Annotated in this window: 18 protein-coding genes; 9 read left to right on the forward strand and 9 right to left on the reverse strand. The window is 72.3% G+C overall.

Annotated elements, in window-relative coordinates; translation table 11 throughout:
• Positions 1 to 385 precede the first annotated feature (385 nt).
• Complete coding sequence (locus tag ABEB12_RS00725; RefSeq protein ID WP_425572200.1) at positions 386 to 1,162, forward strand: aldo/keto reductase; 777 nt, start codon at positions 386 to 388, stop codon at positions 1,160 to 1,162.
• Between the two features lie 18 nt (positions 1,163 to 1,180).
• Here the strand turns inward: ABEB12_RS00725 and ABEB12_RS00730 are convergent, their stop codons facing one another.
• On the reverse strand, positions 1,181 to 2,308 hold the full coding sequence (locus tag ABEB12_RS00730; protein WP_345702456.1) for an AI-2E family transporter: 1,128 nt from the start codon (positions 2,306 to 2,308) through the stop codon (positions 1,181 to 1,183).
• Positions 2,309 to 2,478: 170 nt separating this feature from the next.
• On the opposite strand from ABEB12_RS00730, the gene ABEB12_RS00735 reads away from it, so the two are divergent.
• The 3 genes from ABEB12_RS00735 (at position 2,479) to ABEB12_RS00745 (ending at position 6,075) form a co-directional block, all read left to right on the forward strand.
• Positions 2,479 to 2,886 carry a hypothetical protein gene (locus ABEB12_RS00735; RefSeq protein ID WP_185058448.1) on the forward strand — a complete coding sequence of 136 codons (408 nt, stop codon included), beginning with the start codon at positions 2,479 to 2,481 and terminating at the stop codon, positions 2,884 to 2,886.
• A 166-nt stretch (positions 2,887 to 3,052) separates the two neighbouring features.
• Positions 3,053 to 4,642, forward strand: coding sequence for a hypothetical protein (locus ABEB12_RS00740; RefSeq protein ID WP_185058449.1), 1,590 nt, complete (start codon positions 3,053 to 3,055; stop codon positions 4,640 to 4,642).
• 140 nt (positions 4,643 to 4,782) lie between these two features.
• Entirely contained in the window at positions 4,783 to 6,075 is a 1,293-nt protein-coding gene (locus ABEB12_RS00745) for a D-arabinono-1,4-lactone oxidase (RefSeq protein ID WP_185058450.1), read from the forward strand.
• 49 nt (positions 6,076 to 6,124) lie between these two features.
• Here ABEB12_RS00745 and ABEB12_RS00750 read toward each other — a convergent pair whose 3' ends face one another.
• Complete coding sequence (locus ABEB12_RS00750) at positions 6,125 to 7,444, reverse strand: amidohydrolase family protein (protein WP_425572176.1); 1,320 nt, start codon at positions 7,442 to 7,444, stop codon at positions 6,125 to 6,127.
• Positions 7,445 to 7,546: 102 nt separating this feature from the next.
• Entirely contained in the window at positions 7,547 to 8,173 is a 627-nt protein-coding gene (locus ABEB12_RS00755; protein ID WP_185058452.1) for an NYN domain-containing protein, read from the reverse strand.
• 104 nt (positions 8,174 to 8,277) lie between these two features.
• On the opposite strand from ABEB12_RS00755, the gene paaI reads away from it, so the two are divergent.
• Positions 8,278 to 8,664: a hydroxyphenylacetyl-CoA thioesterase PaaI gene (paaI, locus tag ABEB12_RS00760; protein WP_221497515.1), complete on the forward strand. Its 387-nt coding sequence runs from the start codon at positions 8,278 to 8,280 to the stop codon at positions 8,662 to 8,664.
• Here paaI and trmB read toward each other — a convergent pair.
• Positions 8,579 to 9,295, reverse strand: a complete 717-nt coding sequence (trmB, locus tag ABEB12_RS00765; RefSeq protein ID WP_185058454.1) for a tRNA (guanosine(46)-N7)-methyltransferase TrmB — start codon at positions 9,293 to 9,295, stop codon at positions 8,579 to 8,581. The two genes, paaI and trmB, sit on opposite strands and share 86 nt — an antisense overlap.
• A 9-nt stretch (positions 9,296 to 9,304) precedes the next feature.
• A complete protein-coding gene (locus ABEB12_RS00770) occupies positions 9,305 to 9,793 on the reverse strand; it encodes a winged helix-turn-helix transcriptional regulator (protein ID WP_345702457.1) in 489 nt (162 codons plus the stop codon).
• An 80-nt stretch (positions 9,794 to 9,873) separates the two neighbouring features.
• Between ABEB12_RS00770 and ABEB12_RS00775 the strand changes: the two genes are divergently transcribed.
• From ABEB12_RS00775 to ABEB12_RS00790, 4 genes are all read left to right on the forward strand, one after another.
• Positions 9,874 to 10,761 (forward strand): nitrilase-related carbon-nitrogen hydrolase, encoded by an 888-nt coding sequence (locus tag ABEB12_RS00775; RefSeq protein ID WP_185058455.1) that lies wholly within the window; start codon positions 9,874 to 9,876, stop codon positions 10,759 to 10,761.
• Positions 10,762 to 10,765: 4 nt separating this feature from the next.
• Complete coding sequence (locus tag ABEB12_RS00780) at positions 10,766 to 11,941, forward strand: hypothetical protein (protein WP_185058456.1); 1,176 nt, start codon at positions 10,766 to 10,768, stop codon at positions 11,939 to 11,941.
• The gene (locus tag ABEB12_RS00785) at positions 11,938 to 13,266 is read left to right on the forward strand and encodes an amidase family protein (RefSeq protein WP_185058457.1); all 1,329 of its coding nucleotides are present in this window, start codon (positions 11,938 to 11,940) and stop codon (positions 13,264 to 13,266) included. The genes ABEB12_RS00780 and ABEB12_RS00785 overlap by 4 nt, the downstream gene beginning before the upstream one ends.
• Before the next feature lie 88 nt (positions 13,267 to 13,354).
• On the forward strand, positions 13,355 to 13,750 hold the full coding sequence (locus ABEB12_RS00790; protein ID WP_185058458.1) for a tautomerase: 396 nt from the start codon (positions 13,355 to 13,357) through the stop codon (positions 13,748 to 13,750).
• On the opposite strand, the gene ABEB12_RS00795 is transcribed toward ABEB12_RS00790, so the two are convergent.
• The 4 genes from ABEB12_RS00795 to ABEB12_RS00810 are packed head-to-tail and all read right to left on the reverse strand — an operon-like array spanning position 13,747 to position 17,804.
• Entirely contained in the window at positions 13,747 to 14,859 is a 1,113-nt protein-coding gene (locus tag ABEB12_RS00795) for an oligopeptide/dipeptide ABC transporter ATP-binding protein (protein ID WP_185058459.1), read from the reverse strand. The two genes, ABEB12_RS00790 and ABEB12_RS00795, sit on opposite strands and share 4 nt — an antisense overlap.
• Complete coding sequence (locus ABEB12_RS00800) at positions 14,856 to 15,869, reverse strand: oligopeptide/dipeptide ABC transporter ATP-binding protein (protein ID WP_185058460.1); 1,014 nt, start codon at positions 15,867 to 15,869, stop codon at positions 14,856 to 14,858. The genes ABEB12_RS00795 and ABEB12_RS00800 overlap by 4 nt, the downstream gene beginning before the upstream one ends.
• Positions 15,870 to 15,873: 4 nt before the next feature.
• On the reverse strand, positions 15,874 to 16,803 hold the full coding sequence (locus ABEB12_RS00805; RefSeq protein ID WP_185058461.1) for an ABC transporter permease subunit: 930 nt from the start codon (positions 16,801 to 16,803) through the stop codon (positions 15,874 to 15,876).
• Positions 16,800 to 17,804, reverse strand: a complete 1,005-nt coding sequence (locus ABEB12_RS00810; protein WP_185058462.1) for an ABC transporter permease subunit — start codon at positions 17,802 to 17,804, stop codon at positions 16,800 to 16,802. Before ABEB12_RS00810 ends, ABEB12_RS00805 begins: the two co-directional genes overlap by 4 nt.

Raw genomic sequence — 17,804 nt, forward strand, 5'->3', positions numbered from 1 at the left:
TCGGCGGGCCAGATCTACCTGATCCGTGGTTGATCATTGAATGCGGTCCCGTGAGGTGGATCTCGGCGCCCGGGTGCCCGGAATTGCCATTAGCTCCGAAATTCGGCCCGGGCGGAATGACTTGTCCGAATAAGAGAACGGTGGCCTTTCCAGTGGGAGGCGCCCGAGCGGTCGGGCGCGATCGGGTACCCACGGTGTTCGGCTCGTCACGAATGCGAGCCTCGGCGGGCGGGTTGGTGTCAGGCTGGTACTTCGGTCAAACCAATCCACACCAAATCCGGGAGACCCAGCTGTGACCACGACGTTCACCGGCCGACCGGCCGCCGCCAGCGGCGAGATTCGGCTCGGGGAAGCGGTATCCGTGACCCGGCTCGGCTACGGGGCCATGCAGCTGACCGGCCCGGGTGTGTGGGGTCCGCCGGCGGACCACGACGAGTCCGTCCGGGTGCTGCGGCGCGCGGTGGAGCTGGGCGTCAACCTGATCGACACCGCCGACGCCTACGGCCCGCACGTCAGCGAGGAGCTGATCCGCGAGGCGCTGCACCCGTACGACGGGGTGCTGATCGCCACCAAGGCCGGCCAGCTGCGCACGGGCCCCGGCCAGTGGCACCCGTGCGGGCGGCCGGAGTACCTGCGCCAGCAGTGCGAGCTGAGCCTGCGCCGGCTCGGCCTGGAGCGGATCGAGCTGTTCCAGCTGCACCGGGTGGACCCGACGGTCCCGGCGGCCGACCAGTTCGGCGCCCTGGCCGACCTGCGTGCCGAGGGGAAGATCAACCTGGTGGGACTCTCCCAGGTCAGTGTGGCGCAGGTCGAGGAGGCCGAGGCGATCGTGGAGATCGCCACCGTGCAGAACCGGTACAACCTGGTCGACCGCACGTCCGACGACGTGCTCCGGCACTGCACCGAGCGGGGCATCGGCTTCATCCCGTGGCACCCGGTCGGCGCCGGCGAGCTGGCCAAGCCGGGCGGGCTGGTGCATGACATCGCGGAGGGTCTGGACGCCACCGCCGCGCAGGTCGCGCTGGCCTGGCTGCTGCAGCGATCCTCGATCATGCTCCCGATCCCCGGCACGAGCTCGGTGGCCCACCTCGAAGAGAACCTGCTCGCCGCCGAACTGAAGCTCGACCTCTCAACCGTCGCAGCCCTCGACGACGCCGCCTGACGGAACCCTGTGTGCGGGCTAGCGGTCCGCCGGTGCCGGTTCGACTTCGGGGTCGTGCGGGTCGAGGGGGTCGACCTCGGCTGGTGGGGGCGTGGCGGCTGGGGATTCGCTGAGGGAGCGGACGAAGGCGGAGAGTACGGCGATGAGCGGCACCGCGAGCAGCGCGCCGGCGATGCCGGAGATGACCACACCGGCCGCCACGCCGAGCACGATCGCCAGCGGGTGCAGCGCCACCGCGCGGCCCAGCAGGACCGGCTGCAGCACGTGGCTCTCCAGCTGCATCACGCCGACCACGACGGCCAGCACGATCAGTGCGGGCACCGGGCCGTTGGCGACCAGCGCGATCAGGATCGCCACCGAGCCGGACAGCACCGCACCGACCAGCGGGATGAACGCGCCGAGGAAGACCAGTGCCGCCAGCGGCACCGCGAGCGGCACGCCGACCAGCCACAACCCGATGCCGATGCCGACCGCGTCCACCACGGCGACCACCACGGTGGCCCGGGTGTAGCCGACCAGTGAGGCGAACGCGCGCTGCCCGGCCACGCCGGCCCGGTCCCGCTGCTCGGGCGGCAGCGCCTTCAGCAGGAAGGTGAAGATCGGCCGGCCGTCATAGAGGAAGAAGATCAGCACGAACAGCGCGAGCGCCAACCCGGAGGCGAACTCGCCGGCGGTGGCCGCGGTGGTGAGTGCGCCGGAGGTAATGGCGTCGGTGTTCGCCGCGAGGGAGCGCTGCAGCTCGGCGGGCAGGTCGTTCAGGCGCTCCGGGGAGAACCGGAACGGCGGCCCGGCCAGCAGCGGCTTGATGTTGACCTCGAAGCTCTGCACCAGTTGGGTGCGCAGGTCGGGCAGGCCGGCGACGAACGCGTTGATCACGAACGACAGAACCAGCGACAGCAGCGCGATGCCGCCGACGAGTACCAGCGCGGTGGCCAGGCCCCGGGGCAGGCGAAGCTTGTTCACGGCGGCGGCCACCAGAGGGGCGAGCAGCGCCGCCAGTAGCAACGCGATCGCCACCGGCACCACGACTATCCGCAGCTGGATGATCAGGAAGATCACCACGCCCAGCGCGGCCGCGATGATCAGGAAGCGGGCGCTCAGCTCGGATGCCACGCGCAGGGCCGACCGGGACCGTGTGGGTTCCACGAGTCGACCATAGTCGTTACGCATTGACCAGCCTTGGAGATATAAGGGCCACTCTATAGAGGGGTCCTTAGTTGGTTCGGCTAAGACCTTTGTAATCGGCGCAACCTAACGCCCCGGGCAGCCGTTTGTCCGGCGTAGTTGACCAGTCGACGGCGGAGGTAAGCGCGCAGGTGTACGAGCCGGCAATCAACCCCGACACCCTGGATTCGCAGGATTCCGAGCTCACCCCCATCTTCCACGCCCTGGTCACCCGCGCCGCCGATCCCGCCGAACATTTCCAACGAGATCCGCTGAGCGCACCCATGCCGGTCACCCCCGCGTCACCGTTGGCGATGGCCCGCATGCTGCTGAGCGCGGTGCCGGTGGCCCGTCTCGAGTCCAGCCCGGTTGAGCGCGCCTACCCCGGGTCCGTCGGTGGCTCCGTGCGGATGCGGCCGAGCCTGGCCAGCGTGGCCAGCGGCGGGGGCTCGAGTGACGAAAGTGGCGGACGTCATGAGATCCGCGAACCGCGCTCGCCCCGGAGCGGGCGGCACCGGGCACTACGGTCCGTCGGCCTTGGTGTGACCGAATCACGTTGAGATAACGCAATCGGCCTATTGAGTGATCGAAAGTGGGGGGCGGTCACCCGGGCAGGACTACCAAGGGTCGCGAGCCCGCTGGACTTCCTTCACTCGGGTGAGCCCGTCACTCATCCGGTGGTCTTCTCGTTGAATCCGGTACTGAGCCGTGAGCGAGGAGGACCGGATGAACGCCAGGCGCGGTAACACCTGGGGTAGGCACGGCTTCGGCGCCGCTGCCATCACCGGCGGCATGATCGGGGTAAGTGGCGTCGGTGCTCCCGCCCGCGGCGCCGGACCGCGCGGCATCGGGATGCACACCGACCGCCGGGTCGCCCCTTCTGGCGCCCAGGCCTCCAACCCCGGGATGCACCCGACCACGAGTGCCGCAACCACGGCGATGGCCGGCGTGATGGCCGAGGCAACCCGGCGCGTTCCGCAGACCCCGCCCGCTTCGGGCGGGCCCCAGCACGTGCAGGGGTCCGGCCCGGTCGGCGCCGTGGCCGCCCGCTACGGCGTGCCCGAGTACCACCGCGAGGCCGGTACCTCTGAGTTCCGGGTGAACGAGATCGCCGACCAGACCATGCGGAACCAGCCGGTCGGCCCGGCTTCACAGTTCGGTGGTGGGGAGCGGCCGCAGGCCAGCGTCGGCGGTGCCAGCGTCGGAGGTCCGGGTGGCACCGGCGGCTTCGCGTCCGCGCAAGTGGCGGCGCAGCACCGGTGGGGTATGGCGGACCGCTCCGGTTCCGGACCTCGGCACGCCACTCCCGAGGGCGGCTCCGCCTCGGCCGAATCGCGGCCGCAGCCCGACCCTCTGAGCGACCCTCGGCCGCAGTCCGGCGCACCGAACGGTACGCCCGGCCACACGAACGCCTCGCCGAGCGGCCCGATGAACGCTCTGGCCAACGGCCCGATGAACGGTCTGTCTAACGGCCCGGCAAATGGTCTGCCAGGTGGCCCGGCGAACGGTCTGCCAGGTGGCGCGGCGAATGGTCTGACCAACAGTCCGCGGAATGGTCTGTCTCACGGGCCGGCGAACGGTCTGACGGGCGGCCCGGGCAATGGCCTGCCTGGCGGCGCGGGGAACGGCGTGTTGAACGCTCCGGGGAACGGTGTGATGAGTGGCCCGGTCAACGGACCGGCGGGCTTCGGCGGCGGTGGCGGTTCGGTCTCGGACGGCTTTCTCGCCGGGAGCGTGGCCGCGCTGGCCACCGGATTCGACTCCTACGGCGGCCGGGAGGAGCCGGCGCCGGGCGGCGGCGTTCCGTCGGATGGCGGGCTCCCGTCGGGTGCGTCCCAGGCTGGCCCGCTGAGCTCGGCCGGCTTCGGCACCGGCAGCATGGGTACCGCCAGCGGCCCGACCGCCCACGGCGGTCCGACCACTGGTGGCCCGATCGCCCACAACGGTCCGACCATGGCTGGTTCGGTCGCCCATAGTGGTCCGACCATGGCTGGTTCGACCATCGCAAACCGGGCCAGCGGCGCGCCGGTGTCCGGCATCGGCCCGGCGGGCGGTGCCTCGGCGAACAGTGCCTCGGCGAACAGTGCTTCAGCGGGTAGCGCTTCGGCGGGCGGTGCCTCGGCGAACAGTGCCTCTACGGGCGGTGCTTCGGCGGGCAGCCGGCACGCGCGGCCGGAGGCGCCGGAACTGTTCGGCGAGCGGTCCGCCCGGCACGCGGCGCCCGAGCGCGCGGACATCGACGGGTCCGCGCTGGGCAGCCTGGACAGCAGCACGCTGTGGGGCTCGCTGTCCCTCCCCTCCGTACCGCCCCGCTAGTTCAAAGTCTTTCCGCTCCCCGGCGAGGTCGGTACGCGGGCACGCCGATCGTGGGGTACGGCGTGCCCGCGTACCGGATCTTGAGACAACGGCGGGTAACCGGCTGATTACGTCGGCGCGGCGCGCTAGGCTCGCGGCGCATGTGGACGAACTGGTCTGGCGGGCAGCGGAGCGCCCCGCACGCCACCGTCCGTCCGTTGGACGAGGCGGGCGTACGGGCGGCGGTGCGGCGCGCGGCCGCGAGTGGCCGGCGCGTGCGACCCTTCGGGGCCGGTCATTCGTTCAGCCCGCTGGCGGTCACTGATGACGTGGCGCTGGACCTTTCCGCGCTGACCGGGGTCGTCGGCGTCGCCGGCCGGCGCGTCCGGGTGCGCGCCGGGACCACGCTGGCCGAGCTGAACGCCGTGCTGGCCGACCGCGATCTCGCCCTCGGCACGCTCGCCGACGTGGACACGCCCACCGTCGCCGGCGCGATCGCCACCGGCACGCATGGCAGCTCGCCGAAGGTCGGATCGCTGTCCGCACAGGTCACCGCGTTGCGCATGGTGGACGGCCACGGGCAGGCCGCCGAGGTTCCGGCCGCCGAACTGGACGCCGCCCGCACTGCCCTCGGTGCCCTCGGCGTGATCACCGAGGTGGAGCTGACCGTGGTCCCGGCCCGCCGGTTGCGCGTCTCCCAGGCGCGCGTACCGCTGGCCGAGGCGCTGGCCGGCGGGTACCTGGACGGGCACGACTGGGCCGAGTTCTCCGTCTTCCCGTATGCCGAGGAGGCCCTCGCCCGGTGGGCGGACGCGGTTTCGCCCGACCCGGCGAGCGACGCGCAACCGGAGCCGGACGGTGCCCGGTCGGCGTCGCTGCGCAACCTGGTGGAGTCGCGCCTGGTGCGCGCGGCGGCGGTGGGCGGCGGGGTGGCGCTCGGTCGCTCGGTGCCCCGGTTGGTGCCGGCGATCAACCGGGTGGCCACCGCGCTGACCTCGACCGGCGCGGTCACCGACCTGCCGCACCGCGTGCTCGTCGCCCGACCCGTGGTTCGCTGGGAAGAATGCGAGTGGGCGGTGCCGAGGGAGCGTCTCGCGGACGCCGTCGGTGAGCTGCTCGCCGCGATCACCGAGCGCGAGCTGGACGTGGCTTTCCCGGTGGACGTCCGGGTCGGGCCGGCGGAGACGGGTTGGCTGCACCCGGCGCACCAGCGGGCCACCGGCTGGATCGCGGTGCACACCGCCGTGGGTGCGGACCCCGAGCCGTTGCGGCTGGCCGCCGAGGTGCTCGGCGGGCACCAGGGCCGGCCGCACTGGGGCAAGCGGCACCGGTGGACGGCGTCACAACTCGCCGAGGCCTACCCCCGCTACGCGGAGTTCCTGACCGTCCGGGACCGGCGAGACCCGAACCGCGTGTTCACCAACCCGCACCTGGACGCCCTACTGGGCCACTGATTGTTGCGTATCTCCACGCAGAGCTGCTCTGCGTGGAGATACGCAACAACTAGCCCAGGCGGGCGGCGACGGCGCGCGCGGCCGACTGGACCTCGGCCCGGTCCACCCTGGTCGGCTCGCCACCGGCGAGCACCCGCTCGCCGGCCACCCACACGTCGCGCACCAGGCGTGCGCCGCCGGCCCAGACCAGGTTGGAAACCACCCGCGCGTCCGAGTCGGCCAGGTCCAGGAAGCCCGGGTCGTCCGTGCTGACGTGTACGACGTCCGCCCAGCGGCCGGGTTCCAGCGCGCCGAGGTCGTCGCGGCCGATCGAGGCCGCACCGTGCCGGGTGGCCAGCAGGAGCAGCTCGGGGGCGGTCAACTCGGCGGCGTTTCCGCTGGTCACCCTGGCGAGCAGGCCGGCGAGGCGGGCAACGGCGAACAGGTCCAGGTCGTCCGACGATGCCGGGCCGTCGGTACCCAGGCCGAGCGGGACGCCGGCCGCGCGCAACGCGGACAGCCGGGCGGTGCCGGCGGCCAGCTTGGCGTTCGACACCGGGCAGTGCGCCACCGCCGCCCCGGCCCCGGCGAGCAGCGCGATGTCCCGGTCGTCCAGGTGCACGGAGTGCGCGGCGAGCACCCGCCCGCCCTGGCCGAGCACGCCGAGTGAGGCCAGCATCCGGGGCACCGAGCCGTAGGCCGCGCGTTGCGCCGCGTCCTCGCCGGCCGCCTCGGCCAGGTGCAGGTGCAGCAGCGCCCCGCGAGCCCGGGCCGCCTCGCCGGCCGCGGTCAACGCCTCCGGGGGCAGCGTGTACGCCGAGTGCGGCCCGTAGCCCAACTCGATCCGCTCGCCCGGTCCGTGCCGCAGGCCGACCGTGTCGATCCGTGCGGACACCTCGTCCAGCATCTGTTGCCAGCTGCCCAGCCGGTCCCAGCCGGGGGCGTCGATGATCCCCGGCGTGAGCACCACCCGGCTGCCCGCACCGAGCACCGCGTCGATCACCGCGTCGGTGAAGAAGTACATCTCCACGCTGGTCGTGACGCCGGCGCGGAGCAGTTCCACACAGCCGAGCAGCATGCCGGTGCGCACGTCCGGGGCGGTCAGCCGGGCCTCGGCCGGCCAGATCACCTCGTGCAGCCAGCGCAACAGCGGCAGGTCCCCACCCAGCCCGCGCAGCACGGTCATCGGCGTGTGGCAGTGGGTGTTCACCAGCCCGGGCAGCAGCAACCCGTCCAGCTCCACCACCTCGCCGGACGCCGGCGGGGCGTCGGCGCGCGGGCCGCACCAGGTGATCCGGCCGTCCGGCCCGACGTCCACCACCGCGTCGCGCAGGACCGAGCAGGCCGGGTCGCAGGGCAGCACCAATGGCGCCGCCAGTCTCGTACCCACCGAGCCGATCATCGTCCGCGCCCGGCGGTAGGACGCCGGGAACCTTTCAGAGCCCCCACATCGATCACCGTACGCACCCGGCGGAACTCCGCCAACCGGCTCTCAGAGCCGCTTCTCCAGCAGCGAGCGCAGGGACCGGAACGGGGGCAGCCAGGCGCCCTCGTCGGGCAGCGAGTCCAGCGTCATGCGAGGCAACGGCTCGCGGAACACGCCGTCGATGTCCTCCAGGTCGACGAAGTCGATGATGTCGGAGGCCTGGGCGAACGAGGCGTACTCGCGGAACCCGATCACGGTGACCCCGATGGCCGCCTTGACCAGTTCCTCCAGCGGCTCGCGGAACGCCCGCCCGTCGCCGGAGGCGACCACCACGCCGGCCAGGCCGCCCTCGGCCCGCCGAGCCGCGATGTGGTCGAGCATGTCCGAGTCGATGTCGCTGTCCTCGGTGATCTTCGGCTTGGCGAACACCGCGAAGCCGACGTTGCGCAGCGCCTCCACCCACGGGCGCACCACCTCGGTGCTGCCCGGTGTGACGTTGGTGAACACGCACGCCTCGGCGATGCCTTCGCCGGCCCGGTCCAGCAGCCACCGGCCGACCGCGTCGAACCGAGGCCGGAACGCCGACGTCGGCCGGGCGCCGAGCAGCGAGCCGAGGCTCATGTCCATGTTCGGCGCGTCCCACACCAACAGCGTGCGCTGGGCGGATCGGGGCGCAAGCTCGGGCTCGGTCATGCATCCGACCCTATGCCGGCACACTGTTCAGCATGACGGCGGAGGCGCGACAGGGTGCAGATTCATCAGATCCGGGTGCTATTGCTCGGCAAACGGCGGAACGGATGCGTGCGGCCGACGCAGCCTCGGCCGGCGCCGGCGTGGAGGTGGTCTCGGTGTCCCCCGGTCGGGCGAGTGCGCGGCTGGTGGTGCGGGAACGACACGTGAACGGCCACGCCGTGGCGCACGGCGGGTACCTGTTCCTGCTGGCGGATACGGCCTTCGCATACGCGTGTAACAGCTTCGGAGTGCCTACATTGGCGGCCGGAGCCGACATAACCTTCATGCGCTCGGCGCGCCTGGGTGACGAGCTGGTGGCGGAGGCGCAGCTGCGCGCGTCCAGCGGGCGGTCCGGGATCTACGACGTCACGGTGCGGTGCGGGGAGACGGTGGTGGCGGAGTTTCGCGGGCGCAGCCGGTCGGTGCCAGAGCGTTATACATCAGATCGGTGACCGTTCGGCCCTCTTCCCGGGCCCGCTGCTCGAACTTGGTCAGCGGGCGCCAGGCCGGGCGGTCCACCGGACCGCCGAGCAGCGCGGGCTCGGCGTCGCACACCTTGCGCATGTGGTCGGCGTAGTGCTGCCAGTCGGTGGCCAGGTGCAGGGTGCCGCCGGGTTGCAGTCGGCTCGCGGCCAGCGCGGCGAAGTCCGGCTGGACGATCCGCCGCTTGTGGTGCTTGCGCTTCGGCCACGGGTCGGGGAAGAACACCCGGAGCCCGTGCAGCGAGCCGGGCGTGATCCGCTCGCGCAGTAGCCGGACCGCGTCGCCGCGCACCAGGCGCAGGTTGGTCAGCCCCTGCTCGTGGATGCGCATGAGCAGCTGGGCCAGCCCCGGCTGGTACACCTCGACGGCCAGGTAGTTGATCTCCGGCGCGGCGGCGGCCATGGCGGCCGTGGACTCGCCCATGCCGGAGCCGATCTCCACCAGCAGCGGCGCCCGGCGGCCGAACCAGCCGTCCGCGTCCAGGGCATCGGGGAGTTCGTCCAGGTCGCGGCCGTACTCGGGCCACCAGCGGTGCCAGGCGTGCTGTTGTCCCTCGGTCATCCGGCCGCGCCGGTCCGAGAAGCTCACCACCGCGCGCACCGGCGAACTCTATCCCGGCGCGCCCGTGCTCTCGTGCGACACCTTGCGGACGTAGGCGTTGCGATACGTGATCGGCCGGCCGTCGGCGTCGCGCGGCTCCAGCTTGCCGACCGGCCGGTCGCCGTCGACCTCCAGCAGCACCGAGTGCGGTTCCCCCTCGGCGAACAGGTGTCCCTCGCCCCACTGCCGCAGCGCGACCAGGATGGCGAACAGGTCGGTGCCCTTCTCGGTCAGCCCGTACTCGTGATACGCCGTGCCGTCCGCGGCGGGCCTGGTCTCGAGCACTCCCTGCGCCACGAGGGTGCGGAGCCGCTCGGTGAGGATGTTGCGGGACAGCCCGAGGTTCCGCTGCAGCTCCCCGAAGCGGCACAACCCGTCGAACACGTCCCGCACGATCAGCAGCGACCACCGGTCCCCGACCACGTCCACCGCCCGGGCCACCGGGCACTCCGCCGTCGCCAGCGCCTCCTTGGACGCCCCCATCTCGGTCCTCCTCATCTAGTTGCAAAACAAGACTACCTCTTCTACTCTTCGGCCATCCAGTCTTGTTTTTGAACTAGCTACCGAGGAGTAGGTAAATGTCCGAGGCAGTGAGCCCGGTCCGGGTGGCCGTCGTGCAGTTCGAGCCGCGGGTCGGGGTGGAGAACCTCAAGGCGAACGCCGCCGCGGTGGAGCAGCGGCTGAACGCCGCCGGGGAGGCGGGGGCCGGCCTGGTCGTCCTGCCGGAGCTGGCCACGACCGGCTACGTGTTCGAGACCCGGGAAGAGGCGTTCGCGCACTCCGAGACGGTCCCGGACGGGCCGTCGCTGGAGATGTTCGAGCGCATCGCCGCCGAGCACGACATGTACGTGGTCGGCTGTGTCGTCGAGCGGGACGGCGAGCGGCTCTACGACACTGCGGTGCTGGTCGGTCCGGGCGGCTACATCGGCCGCTACCGGAAGACCCACCTGTGGAACACCGAGAAGCTGTGGTTCACCCCCGGCGACGAGGGGTTCAAGGTCTTCGACACCCGGATCGGCCGGATCGGGCTGCTGGTGTGCTGGGACATCTGGTTCCCCGAGACCGCCCGGATCGTGTCCCAGCTGGGGGCCGACATCATCTGCATCCCCACCGGCTGGGTATGGACGCCCCCGCCGCTCTACGACGCCAGCGGCGTCTGCATGGCCGCCCACCTGACGATCACCGCGGCGCACGCCAACAACGTCTTCATCGCCACCGCCGACCGCACCGGGCAGGAGCGGGGTGCCGGCTTCATGGGCAACTCGCTGATCGCCGGCACCAACGGCTGGCCGATCGACCGCATCGCCGGTCCGGACGAGGACACCGTCATCTACGCCGACGTGGACCTCACCGCGACCAGGACGGCACCGATCTGGAACCAGCTCAACGACCTGCACCGCGACCGGCGGACCGACCTCTACGACCAGATGCTCGGCTACCGCGGCGCGCCGCCGCTGCCCCGGTGACACCGTGAGCAGCCTCGACGATCCGACCCGGACCTCCCGCCGCGCACTCGGGGCGTCGGCCGCGTTCGTCGCGCTGGCCGGCGCGGCCGCGTGGACCGCGATGCCCCACGGGCCGGCCTGGGCGGGCGACTACCGCGACCTCGCCGGCCTGGCCCGCTGGGTGCTGGCGGCGATCTCCGAACCGCAGTTCTACGCGGCGGCTACGGCGGGCGTCCTGCTTCTCGCCGGGGGCCTGGCCGGCCATGTGGCGCATCGCCTCGGCTGGCCGGCCCAGGGCTTCGTGCAGGCCTGCGGGACCGGGATCTGGCCACCGGTCGCCGGTGCCGCCCTGCTCAGCGTGCTGCTCAGTGCGCTGTTGTGGGGCCCGACGCTGGCCGGCGGGTGGCAGCCCCTGTTCGCGCCGCTGGTGTCCGTCGCACCGGCGGTGGTGGTGCTGTACGGGCCGGGGCGGCGGGTGGTCCTCACCGGTGCGGTCGCCGGCGCGCTGCTCGTACCTCCGGTGGCGATCGGGCTGGTCGGCTGGGTCTGCCGGCCGCTGGGGCTGCCACCGGTGGTCGGGGCGACGGGCGGGATGGCGCTGGCCGCGGCGGTGGCGTTCGCCATCTGCCCGAGGCTGCCCTGGATGCCCGAACCCTGGGCCTGGCGGGCGGCGACACCGGTAACACCGGTAACACCGGCGACACCGGTAACGCCGCGGCCCGCGTACGGCCCGGTGTGGGTGCTCCGGCGGGCGCTGGCCGACCTGTCCGAGGCGCAGTTCTTCGGCAACGAGTGGGCCAGCGGAGCACTGCTCATCGGTGCGCTCATCGCCCACGCCACGGCGCCGGACTCGCTGGTCTACGGGTCGGGACTGTTCCTCACCGTCCTGGCCGGACAGTTGCTGACCGCCCTGCTCGGGGTGCTGCTGTGGCGCCGGCGCTGGCGCGCTGAGGGCTTCTACCCGACTTTCGTGCCCGCGGTGTCCGTCGTCCCGGCCGCGGTGCTGGCGTGCGGAGGCGCACCGCTGCCGACCCTCCTGGCCGTGGTGGCCGGCGCGGTCGTCGGGCCTCCGCTGGCGGCCGCGATCTCGGCCCGCCTGCCGGCCGGATTCCACCCGTTCCTCGGCAACGTCGCCGCCATGAGCATCGGCACGGCGCTGATCGTCCCGCTGCTCGCCAACCTCCCCGGAGTACCGAAATGACCAACACCGTCACTACACCCGCCACGATCGCCGGCCTGGGCGCCGCGCTGCGCGAGGGCCGGACCACGGCCGTCCAGCTGGCCCGCGCGGCCTTGCGCCGGATCGAGGAACGCAACCCGGTCGTGAACGCGTTCGCCCTGGTCGACGAGCGGGGTGCGCTGGCCGCCGCCGAACGTGCGGACGCCGAACTGGCGGAAGGGACCGACCGAGGGCCGCTGCACGGTGTTCCGATCGCGGTCAAGGACCTGATCGACATGGCCGGGCTGCCGACCACCGGCGGATCGGCGTCGTCGTTCGGCACCGCCCGGGCGACCGGGGACGCCGAGATCGTGACCCGGCTGTGCCGGGCGGGGGCGGTGATCGTCGGGAAGACCACGCTGCACGAGTTCGCCTACGGCGCGACCGGCGACCGCTCGGTGCACGGCCCGTCCCGGAACCCGGTCGACCCGGAACGCATGTCCGGCGGCAGCAGCGGCGGCAGCGCCGTGGCGGTGGCGGACGGGATGGTGCCGCTGGCCATCGGCACCGACACCGCCGGCTCGGTGCGGGTGCCGGCGGCCCTGTGCGGGGTGGTCGGGTTCAAGCCGGCCTACGACGCCCTCCCGACCGGCGGGCTCTACCCGCTGGCCCCGTCGCTCGACCACGTCGGGCTGTTCACGGTGACCAGCCAGGATGCGTTGGCGGCGTATCGGGTGCTCGCCGGCGGAGCTTCCGGGGAGAGGCCACACGGCGGGCCGGTCGGATGGATTTCCCCGGAGGAGATCGCGCCGACCGACCCTCGGATCACCCGGGTCGCCCGGGAAGCCCTGGGCGGAGTGGACCTCTACCCGGTGGCCGGGGCGCTGGGCGACACCGGGGACCTGTTCGGGACGTTCTCCGCCCTGCAGGGACACGAGGCGTTCGCCGTGCACGAGTCACATCTGGCCGGCGAGGAGTCGCTGATCGACCCGGACGTGCTCGCGCGCCTGCGCACCGGGCAGTCGATCACCGCCGAGCGGTACGCGGAAGCCGACCGGGCGCGGCGGGAGTTCCGCGAGCGGGTGTTGCGCCTGCTCGCGTCGCATCCGGTGCTGGCGCTCCCCACCGTGCCCGTCGTCGCCCCCCGGCTGGACCAGCGAACCGTGCGGGCCGGGGACGCCACCGTGGAGACCCGCACGGCACTGTTGTCGCTGACCAGCCCATGGAACCTGGCCGGCATCCCCGCGCTGAGCGTTCCGGCCGGATACGTGGACGGGCTGCCCGTCGGCGTCCAGCTGATCACCGCCCCGGGCCGCGAGGAAGGGCTCTTCCAGATCGCCGCCGGCATCGAGCGTGGTGGGGGGTGATCGCCGTCCGTGGCGGTGCAGCCTCGATTTTCGCGGCTTATCCGCCAGAAACGACGATCACCCTCCGCCTCCTGAAAGGGACCCTCTGATGCCTTCCATCCAGGTCGACCTGCCGCTGGACGTCACCGCCGCCGCGAAGCGGGAGCTCGCCGCGCGGGTCGGCAAGACCTACGCCGAGAGCATGCAGGTCAACGCCGACCTGCTCACCGTCTCCGTGCACGACCTCGGTCCCGGCGGCGTCTGGCGTTGCCACCGGGACGGCGACCCCACCCCGTCCGCCCTGATCATGTGCGACATCCGGAGCGGGCGCCCCCTGCAGACCCGGGCCGAGCTCGCCCAGGCGCTGATCGACACCTGCGTCGAGCTGTTCGACCTCGACCGCTTGTGGATCAAGGTCGAGTTCACCCAGCACTCGGGCGACGAGATGTACCACCCGCACCTGGGCGGCTTCAACCAGGACTGGACGGGGGACGAACGCCGCTAGCGGCCGAGTAGGTCGGTCACCGAGGTGGGCAGGTCGGGAGGTGCGACGGCCAGCTCCGGGACCAGGTCGGGGGTGGCTTCCGCCGGGTCGACCTGGTGCGGGTGCAGCTCGCCCCGGGTGATCGCCTCGGCGTAGTGGCAGGCCACCCGGTGCTCAGCCTCCCCGGAGAGCAGGCGCAACGACGGGCGCTCGTCGTGGCACCGGGTGGGCTGCCGCCACGGGCAACGGGTGTGGAAGCGGCAACCGGCCGGCGGGGCGGCCGGCGACGGCAGGTCGCCGGCGAGCAGGATGCGCTCGCGGTGTTCCTCCACCGACGGGTCCGGGACCGGCACGGCCGACAGCAGCGCGCGGGTGTACGGGTGCGCCGGCGCGCGGTACAGGCCGTCGGCCGGGGCCTCCTCGACCAGTGCGCCCAGGTACATCACGCCGACCCGGTCCGCCACGTGCCGCACCACCGCCAGGTCGTGCGCGATGATCAGGTAGGTCAGGCCGAGTGACACCTGCAGGTCGTCGAGCAGGTTCAACACCTGCGCCTGCACCGACACGTCCAGCGCGGAGACCGGTTCGTCGGCCACGATCAGGTCCGGGTTCAGCGACAACGCGCGCGCGATGCCCAGCCGTTGCCGCTGCCCGCCGGAGAACTCGTGCGGGTAGCGGCGCAGCGCGGCTTTCGGGAGCCCGACCGCGTCCAGCAGTTCGGCCAGCCGGGCGTCCACATCCGGCAGGGTCTTGTCTAGGCCGTGCGCCCCCAGCGCCTCGGTGAGCATGGAGCGCACGCTCTGCCGGGGGTCCAGGCTGGACAGCGGGTCCTGGAACACCATCTGCATGCGCCGGCGCATCCGGCGCAGTGGTTCGCCGGACATCGAGGCCAGGTCCACGCCGTCGAACTCCACCCGCCCACCGGTCAGCGGGGTGAGCCGCAACAGCGCCCGCCCGAGGGTCGACTTTCCGCAGCCGGACTCGCCGACCAGGCCGTAGGTCTGCCCGCGCGGAACGGATAGCGAAACCCCGTCTACGGCGTATACATAACCCACCGTCCGGTCCACGAAAAGGCCGGTTTTGATGGGGAAATGCACCTTCAGGTCTACGACGTTAACAAGATCGCTCACGCCGGCACCTCCTGGCTCGGCACCGGGTTGTGGCAACGCAGCAGCCGGTCCGCGTCGACCGTCTCGGCGGCCGGCGACACCGACCGGCAGGTGTCCAGCGCCCGGCCGCAGCGCGGCGCGAACGCGCACGCCGACGGCCACGGCAGGTTGTCCGCCACCGACCCCGGGATGGCGGCCAGCTTGGGCCGTCGCACACCGGGCGTGCGCGGCGCCTCGTCCAGCCGGGGAATCGAGCCCAGCAGCCCGTGCGTGTAGGGATGCCGGGGGGACCCGAACAGCCTGCGCCGGTCGGACCGCTCCACCACCTTGCCGCCGTACAGCACGTTCACCTCGTCGCACAGCCCGGCGACCACGCCCAGGTCGTGGGTGATCATGATCAGCGCGGTGCCGGTGTCCCGCACCAGGTCGGCCAGCAGGGTCAGGATCTGGGCCTGGATGGTCACGTCCAGGGCGGTGGTCGGCTCGTCGGCGATGAGCAGCCGGGGCGCGCAGGCCAGCGCGATGGCGATCAGCGCGCGCTGGCGCATGCCGCCGGAGCTCTGGTGCGGGTACTCCTTGAGCCGCCGGGCCGGGTCGGGGATGCCCACCCGGCGCAGCAGCGCCGTGGCTTCGGCGGTGGCCTCAGCGGCGGACATCGACCGGTGCCGGCGCAGCACCTCGGTCACCTGGATCCCGATCGGCACGACCGGGTTCAGCGCGGACAGCGGGTCCTGGAACACCATGCCCAGGTCCCGGCCGCGCCGGTCGCGCATCTGGCCGTCGGAAAGTTTCAGCAGGTCGGTGCCCTCGAACATCGCTGAGCCGGTCACGGTCGTCCCCCGTTTCGGGAGCAGACCCATCAACGCCAGCGAGGTCACCGACTTGCCGCAGCCGGACTCGCCGACCAACCCGACCACCTGCCCGGGCGAGACGTCGAAGCTCACCCCGTCCACGGCGACCGTCTCCGGGGCGCCGCGCCGATGCCCGGCGAACGTCACCCGCAGGTCCTTCACCCGCAACAACGGACTCATCGGGTCACCGCCGGTTCTTCGGGTCGATTGCCTCGCGCAGTGCCTCGCCGAGCAGCGTGAACCCCAGCGCCACCACGATGATCGCTATGGCCGGGTAGAACGCCAGCTCGGGCCGCACGTCCAGGTAGGCCTGCGCGTTGGCCAGCATCAGGCCCCACTCGGCCCGGCGCGGGTCCGCGTCACCGAGGCCGAGGAAGGACAGCGCGGCGGCTTCCAGGATCGAGCTGGCCAGCACCAGGGTGGCCTGCACGATCACCGGGCCGGCCGCGTTGGGCAGCATGTGCCGCAGCACGATCGGGCCGCGCCGCACGCCCAGCGCGACGGCGGCCAGCACGTAGTCGCTGTGCCGCTGGGCGAGCAGGCCGCCGCGCATCAGCCGGGCGAACACCGGCATGCACACCATGGACACCGCGATGATCACCGTGGTCTGGCTGGGCTTGGCGGCCAGCGCGGCGATGGAGATGGCCAGCAGCAGCGACGGCACGGACAGCAGCACGTCGGTCACCCGCATCAGCACGGTGTCTACCCAGCCGCCGAACGCGCCGGCCAGGATGCCGATCACCGAGCCGACGGTCAGCCCGATCAGCGTGGCGAACACGCCGACCAGCAGGGTCTGCCGGGAGGCCAGGATCATCCGGGAGAACTCGTCGCCGCCGTTCTGGTCCGAACCCAGCGGGAACCCGGGTCGCGGCCCGGGTATGGCATCCGGCCGCAGTTCCGCGCGGAGCTCGTCGAACGTGCGCGCGGCGTCGTGCGGGGCCAGCAGCGGGGCGAACACCGCGATCAGCACGAACAGCCCGACGATCACCGCGCCGATGATCGCCACCGGGTTGGAGCGCAGCCGGATGAACGCCTCGGCCAGCAGGCTCTTGCCCTCGGCGGCTTCACCCAGCGAGTCGATCCGTTCCCGGCGCCGGTTCAGAAGTACGTTCATGACAGCCTGACCCGGGGGTCGATGATCGCGTAGGACAGGTCGACCAGCAGGTTGACCAGCAGGTACAGCAGCGCGCCGAGCATCAGCAGCGCCTGCAGCCGGGGGTAGTCGTGCCGGTAGATGCCGTCGGCGAGCAGCGTGCCGACGCCGCCCCAGACGAACACCTTCTCGGTGAGTACCGCGCCGACCAGCAGCAAACCGGTCTGCAGGCCGATGGTGGTGGACACCGGCAGCAGCGCGTTGCGCAGCACGTGCCGCCCGCGCACCGTGCCGGGGGCCAGGCCCTTGGCCCGCGCGGTGCGGATGAAGTCCGCGCCCAGCACGTCCAGCACCGACGCCCGGGTGATCCGCACGATCACCGCCAGCGGGATGGTCGCCACCGTGACCGCGGGCAGGATGAGGTGCTTCATCGCGTCCAGCGAGGCGTCGAACTCCCTGGTCAGCAGCCCGTCCAACACGGCGAATCCGGTGACCCGGGTGGCGTCCAGGCCCACCGACGCGCGCCCGGACGGGGGCAGCCAGCCCAGCTTCACCGCGAACCACGACTTCAGCAGGTAACCCAGGAAGAACACCGGCACCGCGACGCCGACCAGCGTGGCCACGATCGTCGCGCTGTCCAGCGCGGTGCCGCGCCGGGTGGCGGCCAGGTAACCCAGCGGGATGCCCAGCACGATGGCGATGAACAGCGCCATCCCGGTGAGCTCGATGGTCGCCGGCAACGCCCGGCCGATCTCGGTGGTCACCGGTTCGCCGGTGATCAGCGAGCTGCCGAAGTCACCCGTGGCCACCCGGCCGAGGAAGCGCAGGTACTGCTCCCAGATCGGCCGGTCCAGGCCGAGCACCCGGTTCAGCGAGGCGATCTTCTCCGGGGTGGCCTTGTCGCCGAGCAGTGCGCCGGCCGGCCCGCCGGGCAGCGCGCGCAGCCAGGCGAACACCGCGACGGACAGCAGCAGCAGCGTGGGTATTACCTGCAGCAGCCGCCTTATCAGGAAGCGGAGCAT

The organism is Actinospineispora eucalypti (assembly GCF_039543365.1).
GTDB lineage: Bacteria > Actinomycetota > Actinomycetes > Mycobacteriales > Pseudonocardiaceae > Pseudonocardia > Pseudonocardia eucalypti.

Coding starts and splice junctions, on each gene's coding strand:
- ABEB12_RS00725 (WP_425572200.1), top strand. CDS start 386: ATGCAGCTGACCGGCCCGGGTGTGTGGGGTCCGCCGGCGGACCACGAC.
- ABEB12_RS00740 (WP_185058449.1), top strand. CDS start 3,053: ATGAACGCCAGGCGCGGTAACACCTGGGGTAGGCACGGCTTCGGCGCC.
- ABEB12_RS00745 (WP_185058450.1), top strand. CDS start 4,783: ATGTGGACGAACTGGTCTGGCGGGCAGCGGAGCGCCCCGCACGCCACC.
- ABEB12_RS00755 (WP_185058452.1), bottom strand. CDS start 8,173: ATGACCGAGCCCGAGCTTGCGCCCCGATCCGCCCAGCGCACGCTGTTG.
- paaI (WP_221497515.1), top strand. CDS start 8,278: ATGCGTGCGGCCGACGCAGCCTCGGCCGGCGCCGGCGTGGAGGTGGTC.
- ABEB12_RS00770 (WP_345702457.1), bottom strand. CDS start 9,793: ATGAGGAGGACCGAGATGGGGGCGTCCAAGGAGGCGCTGGCGACGGCG.
- ABEB12_RS00775 (WP_185058455.1), top strand. CDS start 9,874: ATGTCCGAGGCAGTGAGCCCGGTCCGGGTGGCCGTCGTGCAGTTCGAG.
- ABEB12_RS00785 (WP_185058457.1), top strand. CDS start 11,938: ATGACCAACACCGTCACTACACCCGCCACGATCGCCGGCCTGGGCGCC.
- ABEB12_RS00790 (WP_185058458.1), top strand. CDS start 13,355: ATGCCTTCCATCCAGGTCGACCTGCCGCTGGACGTCACCGCCGCCGCG.
- ABEB12_RS00800 (WP_185058460.1), bottom strand. CDS start 15,869: ATGAGTCCGTTGTTGCGGGTGAAGGACCTGCGGGTGACGTTCGCCGGG.
- ABEB12_RS00805 (WP_185058461.1), bottom strand. CDS start 16,803: ATGAACGTACTTCTGAACCGGCGCCGGGAACGGATCGACTCGCTGGGT.
- ABEB12_RS00810 (WP_185058462.1), bottom strand. CDS start 17,804: ATGCTCCGCTTCCTGATAAGGCGGCTGCTGCAGGTAATACCCACGCTG.